The following is a 17549-nucleotide window of genomic DNA, read 5'->3' on the forward strand; positions in this document are numbered from 1 at the left end:
GAGTTTGAAATGAAAACTTATGTACAAAATTCAGAAGCAAATTGGGGTCAGACCTTAAGAGCATCTTTCGGACTTCTAATTTTTACCCTTGTCGGATGTGGTGCTGTTTACAGTGCGATTGCTACAGGTGCGGGACAGGTGTTATTTAACAATCAAGCGAATGGTAGTTTGGTTGAAATAGACCATAAAGTTCTAGGCTCAAAATTAGTCGCTCAGCCATTTGTTGGAGAGGCTTATTTTCATCCGCGACCTTCAGCAGTCGCTTATGACCCGATGGCTATGGCAGGTACAAACTTAGCGCGCACTAATCCTGAGCTACAGCAACAAATTGATGCTCAGATTCTTGACGTGAAAAAACAAGATCACACGGGCAATACACCTATTCCAAGTGATTTGGTGACTAAATCTGGTAGTGGTATTGATCCGCATATTAGTCCTGAATCTGCTCAGTTACAGGTTGCTCGAGTGGCTCAAACGCGTCATTTAGAACCTAAGATTGTGGAAGAGCTTTTGCAAAAGTATGTTGAACCGAAGCAGTTTGGTGTACTAGGGCAAGCTCGTGTTAATGTATTAGAGCTAAATATCGCTTTAGATCAATTACAATCTACACATTAACTTAAAAATAAAGTTGTTAGTTTACCGGATGATATCAAGTGCAAAGCAATCGCGAAAATCAGGCTGAGGCCTTATTAAATCATGTCAACAGATATCAAGCCGGTCGACTAACGGTCTTTTTAGGTGCGGCACCAGGTGTAGGAAAAACCTATGCCATGCTTGCCCGCGCCAAAGAATTATTTCAACAGGGCACAGATGTTGTTGTTGGTATTGTTGAAACCCACGGAAGAATAGAAACTCTAAAAATTTTGGAAGGCTTACCTCAAATTGCTAGAAAGGAAATGCAATATCAGGGGCATACTTTAGAAGAAATGGACTTGGATGCTATTTTACTCAGGCATCCAGAAATTGTTTTGGTCGATGAGTTGGCTCATCGTAACGTACCGAATAGTCGTCATGAACGACGTTGGCAAGATGTCAATGAATTGCTAGACGCAGGTATTGATGTATTCACCACCATTAATATTCAACATTTAGAAAGCCTAAATGATGTGGTCTATCAAATTACAGGCATTCGAGTAAATGAAACGGTTCCAGATCGGGTATTTGACCGTATTCGAGACATTCGCTTAATTGATTTACCAGTCAGTGAGCTTATCGAAAGGCTTCATCAAGGGAAAGTCTATGTACCAGAGCAAGCAAATCTGGCATTACAAGGTTTTTTTAGCATTTCAAATTTAACAGCATTACGTGAACTCGCAATGCAATGCGTTGCTGAGCATGTCGATTCAGACTTAAAAGAGAGTTATGCCTCTAAGGGTTTGAAATCTATATCGTTGCAAAATGAATTGATGATTGCGATAGATGGGCAAGGCTCTTCTGAATATTTAGTGCGAGCAGGCTGTCGTTTAGCAGAACGTAATGGTGCTACATGGACTGTAGTGAATGTTGCTAAAAGTCTGGACTTTGGACAGAGTTCAGGAAATTCATATAAAAAGGAATATATTGAAATCGACCGGGCATTTGAGCTGGCTCGACAACTCGGTGGTCGAACAGAAGTTTTATATGGCCATCGAGTTGCGTCAGTATTAATGGATGCGGCTGTTGATCGAGGTATTTCCAATCTGGTCATTGGCAAAAGTATTTCACCGTGGTGGTTAAAGTTATTTAAGAAAAATTTAGCTCAGCAATTATTAAATCAAGAAAACTCAATTGCTTTAACCATTTTGCACCCAGAACAGGGTACTAAAAAGATCAATCAGATTGAAAAACCATCATTTTTATCATTAAAAGAAAGTATTTTTGTTTTAGCGGTTACATGCGCAAGTATTTTTATAGCTCACTTTGCCGAAGTTCTCTTAGGTATTGAAGACTTTTCTGTCATTTTCATTATTTCAGTTTTAATTGTAGCGACGAAAACTAGAATGCTCGCTGCTGTAGTCGCAGCTTTAATCTGTTTCTTGGCCTATAATTTTTTCTTTATTGCACCACGTTTTACCTTACAAATTTCAGCACACCAAGGCGTGGTCACTGTTGTTGCTTTTTTTGCGGCAGCTTTAATTGCTGGACGGTTGGCCTCTCAATTACGTCAGCAGGTTTTATCCTTAAAAGCTGCAAATGCTTACACTATGGTAATGCAAGACTTAGCACGTAAACTTTCTAGTGCAGTAAATCTTGAAGAAGTTATGCAAACAGGACGAATGACTTTAGAAACCCAACTTCAAACTAAGGTGTGGATTTCTATTCAAGATAGAGTCATTTCATCGGATATAGAGTTAAACGATAAAGAAAAAGTCGCGGCAGATTGGTGCTTAAAACATCAACAACCGTGCGGACGTTTTACCGATACTCTGAGTCAGTCAAACTGGTGGTTTTTACCACTTTTAGAACAAAAAAATAGCCTAGGTATTGTAGGAATTTACTTTAATGATGAAGTGGTTTCCTTAAATTTTGAGCAAAAGAAATTGACTGAAAGTGTAATCGAATATATTGCGCAGGCAGTACTTCGAACCCAATTGGTCAATGAACTTGAACAAGCAAAAGTAACCAGTGAAACAGAGCGCTTACGTTCTGCTTTATTATCTTCGGTATCGCATGATTTACGCTCGCCACTCGCTTCTATTATTGGGGCAGCAGACACACTTGCGAATTTTAAAGCTGAAATGACAGAACAAGACCAACAAGATCTACTTGAAACAATTCATTTAGAAGGTGAGCGCTTAGACCGCTATATTCAAAACTTGCTTGATATGACTCGTTTGGGACACGAAGGTCTAACTTTAAAAAGAGACTGGATTGGGGTAGATGAATTAATTGGTTCGGCAACTCGCCGTTTAAAGCGCTATAAACCAGATACACAAGTGGTCGTTCAGTTACCTGAGCAACAAATTAGTTTATATGTTCACCCAGCACTGGTAGAACAAGCTATTTTTAATGTTTTAGAAAATGCCGCAAACTTTTCACCTCCAGATGAACCAGTCATGATTCGTGCTCATCTTGTGTCAGAAGATGAAGTAAAAATTGAAATTGAAGATAGAGGAGCGGGAATTCCTGAAGACGAAAGACATCGTATTTTCGATATGTTTTACACGATGGAACGAGGAGACCGTGGAAAGTTTGGTACTGGTTTAGGGCTTACAATCGTAAAAGCGATTATTGGTGCTCATATGGGTACAATAGAAGCATTTTCAGGGCGCCAAAATAAAGGTACTTTAATTCAAATCAGATTACCCATTCACCCAGTAAAAGAATAAGTTGTAAATTCATGATAAGTTCCGAAACCTCACCTGTAGAAACACGTATTGTGATTATTGATGATGAGCCTCAAATTCGTAAATTTCTAGACATTGCTTTAAGAACTCAAAAATATAAAACCACGCTCTGCGAAACGGGTTACAAAGGCCTAGAGGCTTTGGCAACCCAAGGGGCTGATTTGGTTATTTTAGACTTAGGCTTACCCGATTTAGATGGAAAAGAAGTGCTTCAAGAATTACGTAGCTGGTCGAACGTTCCCGTTATTGTGTTATCTGTACGTGCTGATGAATATGAAAAAGTTGCCTTGCTAGACGCAGGCGCAAATGACTACATGACTAAGCCTTTTAGTGTGCAGGAGCTTTTGGCGCGCATTCGTGTCATTTTAAGAAATCAACCGATTCAGCAAGAAGCTCATGTGTATGACGATGGTTATCTTAAAGTCGATGTCACGCAACGTTTGGTTTGGGTCGAGCAACAGCCAATTACTTTAACTCGAAAAGAGTTTCAACTTTTGACGTTATTAATGCGTTATCAAGGGCAGCTTTTAACACAGCCACAGCTTTTAAAAGAACTATGGGGGCCAACTCATCAGGAAGATACGCACTATTTACGTATTTTAGTGGGCAAGTTACGCAGTAAACTGGGGGATAACGCGATTCAGCCACGTTATATTGCTACTGAACCAGGTGTTGGGTTACGTTTTTTAGCTAAACAGAAAAATCATTAATTAGATATAAAAAAAACCTTAGGGTATTTCTCCCTAAGGGTTTGCAAAGTGGTTTATAGTTTTTTGCTCTTTTTATTTATATATCCCAATGTTGTTCTGCTTCAGTCATTTGACTGTAAATATTTTGATATTCAGCCTGTTTAACCGTGTACCAATGTTCTACAAAGTCTGCCCCTAAATATCCTTTTAAAATAAGACTTCCTTTAAATATTTTTAAGGCTTCCGGCTGATTGTTGGCTAATAAAATGTGCTCGTCTGGAAATTTTAAAAGATGTGTAGGTTTTGGTAGCGGTAACTTATGAGATAAGCCATAAGACGCGCCCGCTAAAATAGTCGCTATAACGAGATAGGGGTTACAGTCAGCTCCAGCAACACGATATTCTAAGCGTTGATTTTGTAAATCCGAGCATGGAATACGGATTGCGACATTTCGGTTGTTAGTATCCCAATTGGCTTCTAATGGCACGTGATGACCAATTTTAAAACGTCTATAAGAATTAATATTAGGCGCTAAAATCGCCATAGATGCAGGCATTAACTCAATGAGTCCGCTAATCGCGCTCAATAATTTGGCTGAAAGCTCATCTTTTACTACTTCTGAACTAAATATATTTTTATGGTATTGATTAAGTATGCTCATATGAAAATGCATGCCACTACCAGCCTTTGCCAAGTTTGGTTTCGCCATGAAACAAGCGGTTAAGTCATGCTTTCTTGCGACTTGTTTTACAATTCTTTTTAAAGCATTAATTTGATCGCAGAGCTTTAAAATATCATGGCTGTGTTGAAGATTTAATTCGTATTGTCCAGGGGATGATTCCGCAACAATAGCGGTAATTTCAATAGATTGAAGTAGGGCTGCTTTCTCAACTTCATCTAGGACTTGCTGATAGTTATTCGGTGCATCTATATCGAAACATTGGTTTTCTATGCAGGTTTCAGACTGATGCTGAGGTGAGAAAAGGTAAAACTCTAGCTCGGCAGCCATGACAGGGAAATAATTATTAGTATGTAACTGATTTAATAATTTTTTTAATATATTGCGTGGTTCATAGCGACAGTCTGAACCATCTTCTTCTCGCATTGATAGGTAAAGCTGAGCATTTAATTCTGGGGATAAGGCACTTGGTTGCAAGCTGCCTAAAATGGGCAGGCAAAGTCTATCTGGTTCACCAATATATTTTCCCAAGCCTGTTTCTTCAATCACTTTTCCATCCAGACTCATGGCATAAACAGAAAGAGGAAAATAACATCCATTAGATAAATTTTTCAGACTCTTAACATCAATACGTTTGCCACGAATATGCCCGTTTAAGTCATGTAGACAAATATCAATGTGCTGAGTGTGAGGATATAAACTTAAATATTCATCAACTTCTTTTAAAAAAAGATCTGACTGGAAACTACCAGATTGTGTCGGAGGAATAAAATTATCTGATATTTTAAATGCCTTAAAGTGAGGATCTTTTAAGTTTAAATTTGGGTAAATAAGCGTACTCATTATAAAAAACCTTGGTGGTTATTTAGCTAAAATCCTAACGTAGCCTTTGACTTTAATCTCGTAAAAAAAGAGTAAAATGATGAAAGGTTTTTTTATGGGTTTTATTGTTTTTATTTATTAATAATCAATGCATTGAATCTAATTCTTATTATCAATTTTTAAAGTAAAATTAGCGTATAAGAGCAGTCAGCGCATTATAAAATTCTACTGATTTCTCTTTTTAAAATTAAACAAAGCTAAAAATTTAAGCTTCTCATTTGGTGAGATGGTCAAACTGTTTTAAACTTAAATGCTTATCCAGTTAAACATTTATTTATAAATCTTGAATTGAGCAAGGCTTATATAGCACATGTACTGGAATTTTATTTTTTGCGTTTTTTAATTTTATTTTGAGTTTTCTTAATATGAAAAATATCGGTTTAGCCATTCTGGCCATCAGCCTTTCAGGTTGTGCTGCAATGAGCGTAGAAGAATGTAAGACTGCGAATTGGTCATTAGTGGGTGAGAAAGATGGTTCAAAGGGATCTTCGCCACGTTTAGATCAATATTATAAAGCGTGTGGAAAAGCCAATATTGTTCCAGATCAAAAGTCATATGAACGTGGGTATAAAGAGGGCTTAGGGTATTATTGCCAGCCATCAAATATTTTTTATAATGCTTTAGAGGGTAACGGCAATATTAATGTATGCCCAATCGAGCAGCGTAATCGTTTAAGACCTTATTATCGAGCAGCTTCCGATTACTACAATGCAAAAAATGAATATGACCGTTATGATGAAAAGTTTAAGCAATATTCTGATAATGCTTACAACGAAAAATTAAAGCCAGAAGAGCGCGAACGCTATCGTAAACTTTTAAGAGAATTACAAATTGATCGTGACCGTATTAACAGAAACTATTGGAACTCAATTCGAGATATCGAACGTTTCAAATATGATCATGGATTAAAATAATATTTTAAAAAAGGATTGATCTGAATGAGATCAATCCTTTGTTTTTTTAAAGATAATAACTGGTTTTTGTCATTAACTTTGAAATAGCAGTCATTGTAATTTTTACTGCATATGGTAATTCAACACCGCCTGCTTCAAGTGCAGTATGACGGTGATGTAATTCATCTTCATTCATTTGCTCTAAAATTTTACGAGAGCGTTCATCTTGAGCAGGTAACTGGTTTAAGTGATCTTGTAAATGCAGACTAACCTGACGTTCAGTTTCAGCAACAAAACCTAAGCTATATTTATCACCAGCAATACCGGCAAGGGCACCCATGCCATATGACAACCCGTACCAGATTGGATTTAACAAACTTGTATGACTGTTTAATTCTTTTAAACGATCTTCACACCAAGCTAAATGATCTTGTTCTTCAATCGCTGCTTGTTGCATTTCTTGGCGTACATTTGGCAATTTCGCCGTTAATGCTTGCCCATGGTAAAGTGCTTGAGCACAGACTTCACCACTGTGGTTAACACGCATTAAACCTGCGACATGGCGAGCATCTTCTACGCCAAGTTTTGCTTCTACTGTTTCAGCTGGATTTTGGCGCTGTGCTGCTGTTGCACCCGGAACAAGACTACGCAATGCTTGATCAAAAGAGTTAATAAGTTGATCAATTCCAGTATAGTGGCGCATAAATTAGTCCTCTAAAGAAAGGTGGGCTGTGGCAAGCATTGGTTTTAGTCGGGCAAGAAGCCAGATACTAAAGATTGCACTAAGTACAGCTGTAATAATAAATAGTATTTTAATATCAATTTTTAAAACACTTAAGATTAAGATTGAAAAAATTGCAGAAGAAACCATAAAAACGGCATTTAGGATGTTATTCGCTGCAACAACACGTGCACGATGTGAACGTGGTGAATAAGCCTGCATCATGGCATATAGGGGAACAATATAAAAACCGCCACTAATACCCAATAAAGTCACCGCTAACATTACGTGGTAGTAAACCCAGCCTTGGGTAAAAACGTCCTTTAACGTAAGTAATGCCCCAGTTTTTTCTGGTACAAAAGCTAAACTGGCAGCAAGGTAGAGCGCAAAAACAGTAAGGCCAACTGCACCAATCGGCACCATTTTAATATTAATTTCTGAACCACCAATTTTACGGCAAAGAAGAGAACCCACACCAATACCGACTGAAAAGAAAGTCAGTAACAGGCTAACGACATTTTCTGATGCATGAAGGTTTTGCTGGGTAAGCTGCGGAATTTGAGTTAAATAAGTCGCGCCATAAAACCAGTACCATGAGTTGCCTAGCAAAATTGTGAATACTAGCGGTAAGCTTTTGGCATATTTAATAGTTTGAAAGCTGGTACGGATGAAATTCCAGTCAATCTTTAAGTCAGGTGCAGCAACTTTTTGCGGCAAAATGAAGCGACTAAATAAATAGCCTATGCAAGCAATAGCCACTACGGTGATACTAATCCACAATAAATTACCATCTGATGAGGCAATTACTGCGCCACCTAAGATCATCCCGAACAAGATCGCCATGGATGTGCCGGATTGAAATAGCGCATTACCGGACATTAACTCGTTCGGTTTTAAGATTTCAGGCAAAATTGCGTATTTAATCGGGCCGAAGAACGTCGAATGTGTACCCATCAAAAATAAAGCAAAAAGAAGTAGCCATAAGTTTCCTAACAGGAAACCTGCAGTACCGATGAGCATAATGATGATTTCTAAAATTTTAATACCACGGACGAGTTGAGATCGTTCGTATTTGTCGGCGATTTGTCCAGCTGTGGCTGAAAAAAAGAAATATGGCAGAATAAACAAGAGGGCTGCCAAATTATTAAGAGTACTTACGGGAGCAGATTGTTGCTGAATCCATCCATAAGTAATCACCAATAATAAAGCTTGCTTAAAAACGTTATCATTTAATGCGCCAAAAAACTGGGTAAAAAACATCGGTACAAACCGACGTGAGGTCATCAGGTGCTCATCTTGTTTCATCATGTGCAAACTTCATTGTGTTTTATAAAAAAATGTGACCGAGTGTTAATTTGCATCGAAAACCATGTATGATATTTTTAACGCTTGATTAAATGAAAAATCAATGGTTTTGAGTGAGTTTTACACTCACATTGGTGCGTTTTATTAAAAAATAAGTCTAGAGTTTTCTATGCCTTCTAAAATTAAGTTTAAACAGTCAACTCTCTCACATTCTATGCATTTAATTTTAAAAATGCAGGGCATTCCTAAACTTATTTGTAGCAGCTTGTTGTTAAGCGTTTGCGTAACGCCAAGTTTTGCTCAAACTTCTGTTGAGAATAGTTCATCAACAACTTTAAACCAGACAGTATCTGATGAGTCAACTGAACAATCAGCTCAGGTTAACGAGCAATATACTGCTCCAGTTACAGATATCGCTACACTTGTAACCCAAGCTCAGCAGCAACAAGATAGCTTGGCTATATTGCAACAACAAGAACAATTTCCAAATCAAATTGATGAATTTAAGCCAATTACTCTTGATAATCTTGAAGATTTACCCGATATGCCTGTTGATCAAAACATGGCAAATGAAATTTATAGGGTAGCGGAAGAAGCGAAGAATGAAGCACAGAACTTTCAAAATGGGACTCAGAAACTCCCTGAAGTTACTGTAAGCGATGCAACTCAATCTGAATTAAATCAAATTAATCAGGCACCTGTAAATATTGATCAGCTTATGCAAGAGATTAAGTCTGATAGTAAGATTGTAGTTGAAGCCAATGAGACTGGAAAAACACTACCTGAATTGACACCAGAGGCCGAAGAACCTCCTGAGCAAGCTGGTTTCTTTAAGCGTATTTTAAATAAAGTACGTCCGCCGCGTGCAATTCCGATGGAACAAGTACCGCGTATTAGCGCAGAGGTAGAAGGCGCTTCAGATGTGTTAGCTAAAAATATTAAAGGTAAGCTTTCAACATTTACTCAAGAATCTTTTGAAGACTTTAATGCTGCTTTACCGCAGCTTAGAACATTAAGTAATCAGGCTGCTCAAGCTGTTGGTTACTATAATGCTGAGTTCCGATTTGAAAAATTAAGTCCGAGTCGTGTTCGTGTCAGAGTGACACCAAATGAACCAGTACGAATTAATGAGCAAAATATTGAGTTTTCAGGTCCAGGCGAAAAGCAGCCGCAATTTCAGGTTATTCGCTTAGTTCCCGATCAAGATGTGGGTGATATCTTTAATCACGGTTTATATGAAACCACTAAAACCCGTATTGTCGACGCAGCATCTGATAACGGTTATTTTGATGCTTATTGGCGATTGCATGATGTAAAAGTAAGTCAGCCAGAAAATAAGGCCGATATCAATTTACGCTACGAGACTGGTGAGCGCTATAAATTAGACAAGGTCGAGTTTCGTATGAGTGATCCTTCGAAACCTTTGCCATTAAACCAAAATATCTTAGAAAGTATGGCGCCTTGGAAAGAAGGTGATGACTATGCCTTCTGGCGTGTAAACGTGCTCGCAAATAACCTAACCAACTCACGTTATTTCAATTACACTTTGGTTGATAGCATTAAACCAGACCCAATTGAAAAGCCACTTGAGCTACCACCAGATTTACAAGCTTTGGTGGATGAACAAAATATTGATGTTGATGAGTCTAATTTACTTTCACCAGAGCAACGACAACTTGCGAAAGCACGTCAATTAGCGACATCAAATAAAGAAGTTACGCAAAACGTAGTCGATGAAAAACAGTTTGCCGGAACACAAAATGCAAAACAGGCAGAGCCTCAAACTGCGATGTTGCAAAGCGCCGCAGCTCAGCATGATGAACAGGAAACTGAACAGGATCATTTACAAGCTCAAGCACGTGAAACAAAAAGAATTCCAGTTATTGTGACTTTAAATGCTGACAAGCTAAATAGTTTGGAAACTGGTATTGGTTATGGAACCGATACGGGTGCACGTTTACGTAGTCAATATCGCCGTTCTATCGTAAATAAATATGGTCATTCATTTGATGCCAACTTGGAAGTTTCTGAAATTCGTCAATCGATTGATGGTCGATATAGTATTCCCTATAAACATCCGTTAAATGACTATTTCAATATTGTGGGCGGTTATGAGCGTGAAACACGGGATGATATTGGTCCAGATGTAAGCCTGTTAACCGAATCTGCTGTTGTGGGTGGGGAGCGCGTAATCAAACGTCCATTAGGAAATTGGCAGCATACTATTGGTGTTCGTTATCGTTTAGATCGTTTGACCCAAAAAGGTAATGTTGATATTTCTGAATTACCAGATGCGTTTAAAACAGCTGCATCTGAGCAAGAAGCATTATTGTTTAGTTATGAAACATCTAAAACCTCAAGTAATACACGTTTAAACCCAACTAAAGCTTTTAAACAAACTTATAAATTAGAATTAGGCAGCGAGAGTTTACTCTCAGATGCCAATATGGCAATTGCGAGTGCAGGCTGGAGATTTATTTATTCTCTAGGTAAAAATGATGATCACCAATTCGTCGGAAGATCTGACCTCAGCTATATCTTTACAGATGACTTTGACAAAGTTCCATACAATCTTAGATTCTTTACGGGTGGTGACCAAACGATTCGTGGATTTGACTATAAAAGTCTTTCTCCAGAAGTAGATGGATATAAAATTGGGGGCCAGGCTTTAGCTGTAGGCTCTTTAGAATATAACTATCAGTTCAAAGATGGATGGCGAGCAGCCGTTTTCTCTGACTTTGGTAATGCTTACGATAAAGACTTTAATAATCCAGCAGCTTATAGTGTTGGGGTCGGAATTCGCTGGAAGTCTCCAATTGGGCCAATCCGTTTAGATGTCGCTTCGGGTATTTCAGATGAGAACCATCCGATTCGTTTACATTTCTTTATAGGCCCACAACTTTAAAAATAAAATTTTATTAGGTTTATTTTATGGCGGAAGTAGAACAGCAGCCCACTTCGGCACCAAGCTCTCCTAAGAAGAAGCGTCGCATTTTGCGTAGCTTCTTACTGACGATATTGATCATATTGTTATTATTGGCTTCTTCGTTAGTCATCATGATGTCAACGGATCGTGGAAGCCGTTTTTTATTAGATCGAGTTTTAGAAGCTCAGAAAATAATTAAATATGAATATGAAGGTGGCAACTTATTGCGGGGCATTATTCTCAAAAATGTGTTGGTGCAATTAAAAGATGTGGATGTTTCATTAGATCGAGCTGATGTAGGCTTAGGATGGCGCTCTTTATTATTAGAAAAAGAAGTGCATTTGAGCCATGCTGATGTACGCAACTTACGTATTATTAATAAAACTCCGCCTTCTGGTAAACCGTTTGAATTTAAACCAATCAAATTACCGTTTGTTCTACGTGTAGATGAAGGTGATGTTGACCATTTAGAGCTTAAATTGTCGAGCTCAGATGTAAGTTTCTATAATGTCCATTTGCAAGATGCGCTCTGGTCAGAGACAAAACTAGAATTTGAAAAATCCAGTATGGATATGGGCTATCTTTCAGTTCACAACGCAACTGGTAAAATGGATTTCAGTGGTAAATATCCATTAGATGCCACAGCAGATTTAAGAATCCCATCTTTAAAAAGTTTAAATATTCAAAATATTAAAGTTGCTGCTCGCGGAAGTTTAGATACTTTAAAAGCTGGAGTTGCAACAACTACTCCTGATTTATTAACAGGTTGGGTAATCTTACATCCTGTTCGTGATGAAGTTCCAATGCAAGGTGAATTATTATTAAAAAACTATCATTTACCTTTGCTACAAGAACAAAAACTCTTTGCAAAAAATGGTGTGATCAAGTTTCAAGGTGATATTAAACAACTTAATTTAACACTTGATACAGATTTAAAGGGTGAAAATTTACCTGAAGGCCAGTACAACGCTTTAATGAATACTGATTTAGTTCATCAGCTTAATATTACTGATTTCAACGGCCAAGTTATGAAAGGTGCCGTTAATCTTAAAGGTTTGGTAAATTGGAAAGATCATGTTACTTGGGACATCAAAGGTCGTTTAGATCGTATTAATCCTAAAGACAAAGCGATTCCTCAGGTGGTTCAAGACTTTTTACCTCCAAGTTTAGATGCTGCTATTGCTTCAACTGGGTCTTTGGAAAAAGGTACAGAAGTATTTGCTAACGTTGATTTTGACCGTTACGAGTCTTGGAAACTCAAGCTTAATCAGGCACCTGAAAAAAATAATAAACCTCAGCCAATGCTCATGAATGTGGCGTGGGCGAATATAGACCGTGCAATGCCTTATATTGGATGGTTAAGTAGTGACAATGGTCAAGTCGATTTAACATTACGTGATGGTCAACAAGATATTAAGGTTGCTACAAAAGTATATCAGCATGAAAAAACTTTATTGCCAGCAGGACAATATCTAGCCAATCTGAATGTTAAAGATAATATCTTAAATGTCCCTAATTTTAGTTTTGCTGCTGAAAAAGGTAGCTTAACAGGTCAGGCCAAAGTTTTATTACCTACTGAAAAACGTCAGCTCGCTTGGAATGCTTTATTAAATGCAAAAGATTTTAATCCGCAAAGTATTCATGCAGCAGCGCCAGTCAATCTACTAAATGGTTCGATTAAGGCAAATGGTTTTGCTAAACCAAACCAGCAAATTATTCAGTTTGAGAAAATTGACTTAACTGGTCGATTGGCTCAAGCAGGTCAAGAAACTGTAAGTTTAGGCGGGAAAAGTACAGCAGCATTATTATTTCATGACGTGAAAGCTGGTGGTGGCTTTAAAGGCTTTGCGGTTAATTATGATGGATCTTTAAAAGCCTTAAAGCAGGCAAATGGTTTGTTGAAGTTTTCTATAGCCGGCACGCCAGATTTTATTCGAATTAGCCAGTTACAACACGATGGGGTGGCTGGAAAAATCTATGCTACTGGTTCTGTAAATTTAAAAGACCGTATCGCATGGGATATTAATAGTTCATTAGTGCGCTTTAAACCTCAATATTTTGCCTCAACTGTTAAAGGTGAAATTTCAGGGAATCTGAAAACCCAAGGGGTTTGGTCTGATCACTTGAAGCGAATTAATATTCAGCAATTGAATCTTGCAGGCTTTTTAAATAATAAACCTGTTCGAGGTAAAGGTAATCTATCTCTATTGATGGATTCCAATCAAAATGGCTTTTTACCACAACAGTTTGAAGCAAATAACTTATTTTTAGTGTATGGGCAGAACCAGCTACAGGCTACTGGCAACGCACAAAATCTAAAAATTAAGCTGAATGCACCAGCCCTATACGAGTTATATCCTGGACTGCGTGGTCGAGCTTATGGTGATTTGAATGTTCAATCGCAACCGCGTTTAAAAGCAACAGCAAATATTGCAGTAGATAATTTTGCTTTTAACACATTAGTAAGTGTGAAGAGATTGAGTATTCAGGGTGAACTTCCAACATCGGAAACAACACCAACTCAATTAACCGCAAAATTAGATAATTTGCGTAGTGGAAATAGACAAATTCAATCTGCTGAAGTGAATTTAACAGGAACAAGAAAAGCCCATTTATTGAAAGTGCTCGGCAATAATAGTATTTCCAAGTTCTATGTTCAGCTGGCAGGCGGGTTTAACCAAAATAATGATTGGTTAGGACAAATCCAGAAAGGAAGTTTTGATTCACGACGAATCCGTCTGGCACAAAATCAAAATGCTCCGGTAATTTTTTCTTCGGCGAAATCTGAGCTATATGTGGGTCAACATTGCTGGCAAAGTACCAACAGTCAGCTCTGTTTTGATCAGCCTGTACGGGTGAGTAAAGCGCGAGGTAATATTTCCTTTGTAACTCAAAACATGGATTTAAGCGACTTTGCGGCATTTATGCCAGAAGGTTTGGCAATGACCGGACAATTAAATGGTTACGCTAAGGCATCGTGGGTAAATGGAGGCAATCCAAAACTTGATGCACGTTTAATTACACGTAAAGGTGAAATTGGTTTAGCTGCTGAGGATCCACAAGATCCTGCAACTACTCTGGCTTATGATGAGTTAGGGGTGGTTGCAAAAAGTGTATCAGAGGGTCTGCTATTCCGTGTAGATGTTAAAACACCAGATATTGGTACGGGTTATGCGAACGTTATTATCAACCCATTCCAGTCTTCAATGCCAATGCATGGTGAAGTGGCCTTTAATGATGTCCAATTAAAAGTTTTGAAACCATTTATTCAAGATGTTCGCTCAATGAGTGGGACGTTAGCTTTGGCTGGTAAAGTCAACGGTACATTAACTCAACCTCAGTTTACTGGTGAAATGCGTCTGAAAAATGGTGCAATCAGCATGATTTCTCTGCCAGTAAATTTAACTAATGTTCAAGTGTATTCATCAATTCGTCAGGATATGGCAACAATTGATGGGGCATTTAACAGTGGGCAAGGTGTAGGCTTGCTTAAAGGTAGTTTTGAATGGAAAGATGCGCCGCGCCTTCAATTAAATCTTAAAGGTGATAATTTACTAGTACGCCAAGCGCCATTAATTACTGCAATTGCCAATCCGAATCTGACACTTGATATGTATCCTTTTGATAAGCGTTTAAGCTTAAAAGGATCAGTAGATGTTCCTCGTGCGCGTATATCAATGCCAGAAACAACTGCTCCTATCATTAATACGTCATCAGATGTCCGTATCGTACGCCAAGGTCAAGACCCACTTGCAATTTTACGGGCAGCTAAACCTTGGGATATTCGAGCTGACATTGCTGTTAATATTGGAAAACAAGTCATCTTCCAAGGCTTTAATAGTAATATTCCTTTAGTTGGTCGTCTCAACTTAAGCCAACGTGGTTATGAAACTGCGATGAGAGCTAATGGGGCAATTGGTGTCAGCCAAAAAGTGAAAATTGAAGCATATGGACAAAGTCTAGACTTGAACCGAGCAATTGCCCGTTTTAATGGACCATTGGCTAATCCGACTTTAGATATCGATGCGAACAAAAATGTTCAGGGCAGTATGGTTGGGGTACGTGTTACAGGTACTGCGACATCACCAAACATTCAGGTCTATAACGATGCAGGCTTATCTGAGCAAGAAGCATTAAATGCGCTTGTTACTGGTCGTATTAATGAAGGTTCGAGTGGCTTGAGTAATGCAGAAGGTTTTAAATCTGATGTAAACAACACCATTGCAGCTGCAGGTATTAGTATGGGCTTGGGTGGTACACGTGCTTTAACTAACCAGATTGGACGTACGTTTGGTTTGAGCGGTTTAGCTTTAGATGCACAAGGTACAGGTGATGATACGCAAGTGAGTTTAACGGGTTATATCACACCAGATCTGTTTATTCGCTATGGTGTTGGGGTGTTTACTCCTGTAAATAAACTCACTTTACGTTATCAAATGAATCGACGTTTATACCTAGAAGCAAGTCAGTCTTTAGAAAGAGCGATCGACTTATTCTACAATTGGCGCTTTTAGTTGATTGAAACCAATAATGAATGAATTAAAAGCTCACTATTGTGGGCTTTTAATTTAATAACACCTTCATAACATTTAAAAAAGGTGAGCATTTATCATCTAAAGTATCGTTTATCTTAAATGTAAAGAAACCTTGGATAGGTATTGATTAAAGAAAATTCACTTGAAAATTGTTGTTTTATAAATTAGTTTTCAGAAACATTAAATGAAATTAGATTGATATACCTTGTTGATAAGTGCAAATAAGGTGGGTTTTTTCAAGGATATACTAGTGAATATAGATACTTATGTTGAAATTAAAAATGGCAAGGAAAACGATATAAACGTTAAATATCGTGGCCTAATTCAAAAATTAACAGCAACATTGTCATTGACGCTTTTGTCATTTGGATGGTGCTCCACCGTAAATGCTGCACAACAACAAATTGCTTTAGTAGGAACATGGACATCAATTCCTAATGCACCGCTTGTGCAAAAACCAAAACAAGCTAGTGAAGGCTTATACCAGCTTCAAGTGAATAAAGATGGAACTTTAACTCCTGTTAAAGTGTTGAAAATGAAAAGTCCTTCTTGGATTGTGAAATCGAAAGATAGCCGTTTTGCATATACCACAAATGAAGAAAACGAAGGTGCGGTGACTGCATTATCTATTCAAAACGGAAAGGTGGAAGTGTTGAACACAGTAGATAGTCATGGTGGACATCCAACACATGCAACAATCAGTTTAGATGGTAAATTCCTGTTTGTGTCGAACTATTCAGCGTTCGATAAAGGGCGAGGTGGTGTGGCTGTTTTACCAATTTTGTCAAACGGTCATTTAGGTGAAAAAGTACAAAATATTGTTTTTGAGGAAGGTTCTGGTCACGTCAAGGGCCGCCAAGAAAGTGGACATGCTCATTCCACAACTTTTAGTCCAGATGGTAAGTATTTATATGCCAGCGATCTCGGTAATGACAAAATCTATGCATTTCGTTATAACCCGAACAAGGCTCAGCCACTCGAAGCGGATACCAAGCGCGATGTGACTTTTACTCATGGTTCTGGCCCGCGCCATATGGTTTTTTCACCAAATGGAAAACATGCGTATGTTACCGCAGAAATGCGAAGTGAGATTGTGACATTTAATGTGCAGGATGGCCATTTGAAAAAAGTGGCTGAGCTGAAACTGATCCATGAGGACAAAACACCTGAATTTAAGAGTGCGAGTGGAATTATCCTTAGCCCAAATGGTAAATATGTGATTGCTGCCAATCGAGGTGCAGACAACAAACTTTTAGTATTTAAAATCCAACAAAATGGATTGCTAGGTAAGCCAGTTGTTTATAAAGCGAATGGTATTGAACCACGTGCTTTCTCATTCGATGCATCTGGTAAATATCTATATGTAACCAATGTTTATAGTAATAATATAAGTTTATTCCGTTTTGATGAAAAAAATGGGACCTTAAAACCAGCTGGTGATGTAGCAAAAATATCAACACCTACGGATATCAAATTCTTTAATTAATCCAAATCATGAAACTGGCATTTCTAATGCTTAATATAAAAGACCGAGATTTTGTTATCTCGGTTTTTTATAGCAGTTTTGGCAAAAATGATGATTTTCCGTATGAT

At 38.0% G+C, this 17549-nt stretch carries 10 protein-coding genes; 7 read left to right on the forward strand and 3 right to left on the reverse strand.

Features of this window, described 5'->3' with window-relative positions; all coding sequences use genetic code 11:
• The first annotated feature begins 9 nt into the window (after nucleotides 1–9).
• The 3 genes from kdpC to KTJ10_RS06545 are packed head-to-tail and all read left to right on the forward strand — an operon-like array spanning nucleotide 10 to nucleotide 4036.
• The gene (gene kdpC, locus KTJ10_RS06535; RefSeq protein WP_262441625.1) at nucleotides 10–615 is read left to right on the forward strand and encodes a potassium-transporting ATPase subunit KdpC; all 606 of its coding nucleotides are present in this window, start codon (nucleotides 10–12) and stop codon (nucleotides 613–615) included.
• A gap of 38 nt (nucleotides 616–653) precedes the next feature.
• Nucleotides 654–3308, forward strand: a complete 2655-nt coding sequence (locus KTJ10_RS06540; protein ID WP_262441626.1) for a sensor histidine kinase — start codon at nucleotides 654–656, stop codon at nucleotides 3306–3308.
• A gap of 11 nt (nucleotides 3309–3319) precedes the next feature.
• Complete coding sequence (locus KTJ10_RS06545) at nucleotides 3320–4036, forward strand: response regulator (protein ID WP_000625750.1); 717 nt, start codon at nucleotides 3320–3322, stop codon at nucleotides 4034–4036.
• 76 nt (nucleotides 4037–4112) lie between these two features.
• Here KTJ10_RS06545 and KTJ10_RS06550 read toward each other — a convergent pair whose 3' ends face one another.
• Entirely contained in the window at nucleotides 4113–5537 is a 1425-nt protein-coding gene (locus KTJ10_RS06550; protein WP_262441627.1) for a glutamine synthetase family protein, read from the reverse strand.
• Nucleotides 5538–5941: 404 nt separating this feature from the next.
• Here KTJ10_RS06550 and KTJ10_RS06555 point away from each other — a divergent pair, with 404 nt between their 5' ends.
• Nucleotides 5942–6490: a DUF2799 domain-containing protein gene (locus tag KTJ10_RS06555; protein ID WP_017398502.1), complete on the forward strand. Its 549-nt coding sequence runs from the start codon at nucleotides 5942–5944 to the stop codon at nucleotides 6488–6490.
• A 46-nt stretch (nucleotides 6491–6536) separates the two neighbouring features.
• Here KTJ10_RS06555 and coq7 read toward each other — a convergent pair whose 3' ends face one another.
• Nucleotides 6537–7172, reverse strand: coding sequence for a 2-polyprenyl-3-methyl-6-methoxy-1,4-benzoquinone monooxygenase (coq7, locus tag KTJ10_RS06560; protein WP_044102222.1), 636 nt, complete (start codon nucleotides 7170–7172; stop codon nucleotides 6537–6539).
• A 3-nt stretch (nucleotides 7173–7175) separates the two neighbouring features.
• Complete coding sequence (locus KTJ10_RS06565; protein ID WP_233733591.1) at nucleotides 7176–8498, reverse strand: MFS transporter; 1323 nt, start codon at nucleotides 8496–8498, stop codon at nucleotides 7176–7178.
• Nucleotides 8499–8664: 166 nt separating this feature from the next.
• On the opposite strand from KTJ10_RS06565, the gene KTJ10_RS06570 reads away from it, so the two are divergent.
• From KTJ10_RS06570 to KTJ10_RS06580, 3 genes are all read left to right on the forward strand, one after another.
• Complete coding sequence (locus tag KTJ10_RS06570) at nucleotides 8665–11400, forward strand: autotransporter assembly complex protein TamA (protein ID WP_262441628.1); 2736 nt, start codon at nucleotides 8665–8667, stop codon at nucleotides 11398–11400.
• 26 nt (nucleotides 11401–11426) lie between these two features.
• Nucleotides 11427–15935: a translocation/assembly module TamB domain-containing protein gene (locus KTJ10_RS06575; RefSeq protein ID WP_262441629.1), complete on the forward strand. Its 4509-nt coding sequence runs from the start codon at nucleotides 11427–11429 to the stop codon at nucleotides 15933–15935.
• Between the two features lie 271 nt (nucleotides 15936–16206).
• The gene (locus tag KTJ10_RS06580; RefSeq protein WP_262441630.1) at nucleotides 16207–17442 is read left to right on the forward strand and encodes a lactonase family protein; all 1236 of its coding nucleotides are present in this window, start codon (nucleotides 16207–16209) and stop codon (nucleotides 17440–17442) included.
• Nucleotides 17443–17549 lie beyond the last annotated feature (107 nt).

The sequence above is a fragment of the Acinetobacter sp. WU_MDCI_Abxc222 genome, from assembly GCF_025514755.1.
GTDB lineage: Bacteria > Pseudomonadota > Gammaproteobacteria > Pseudomonadales > Moraxellaceae > Acinetobacter > Acinetobacter geminorum.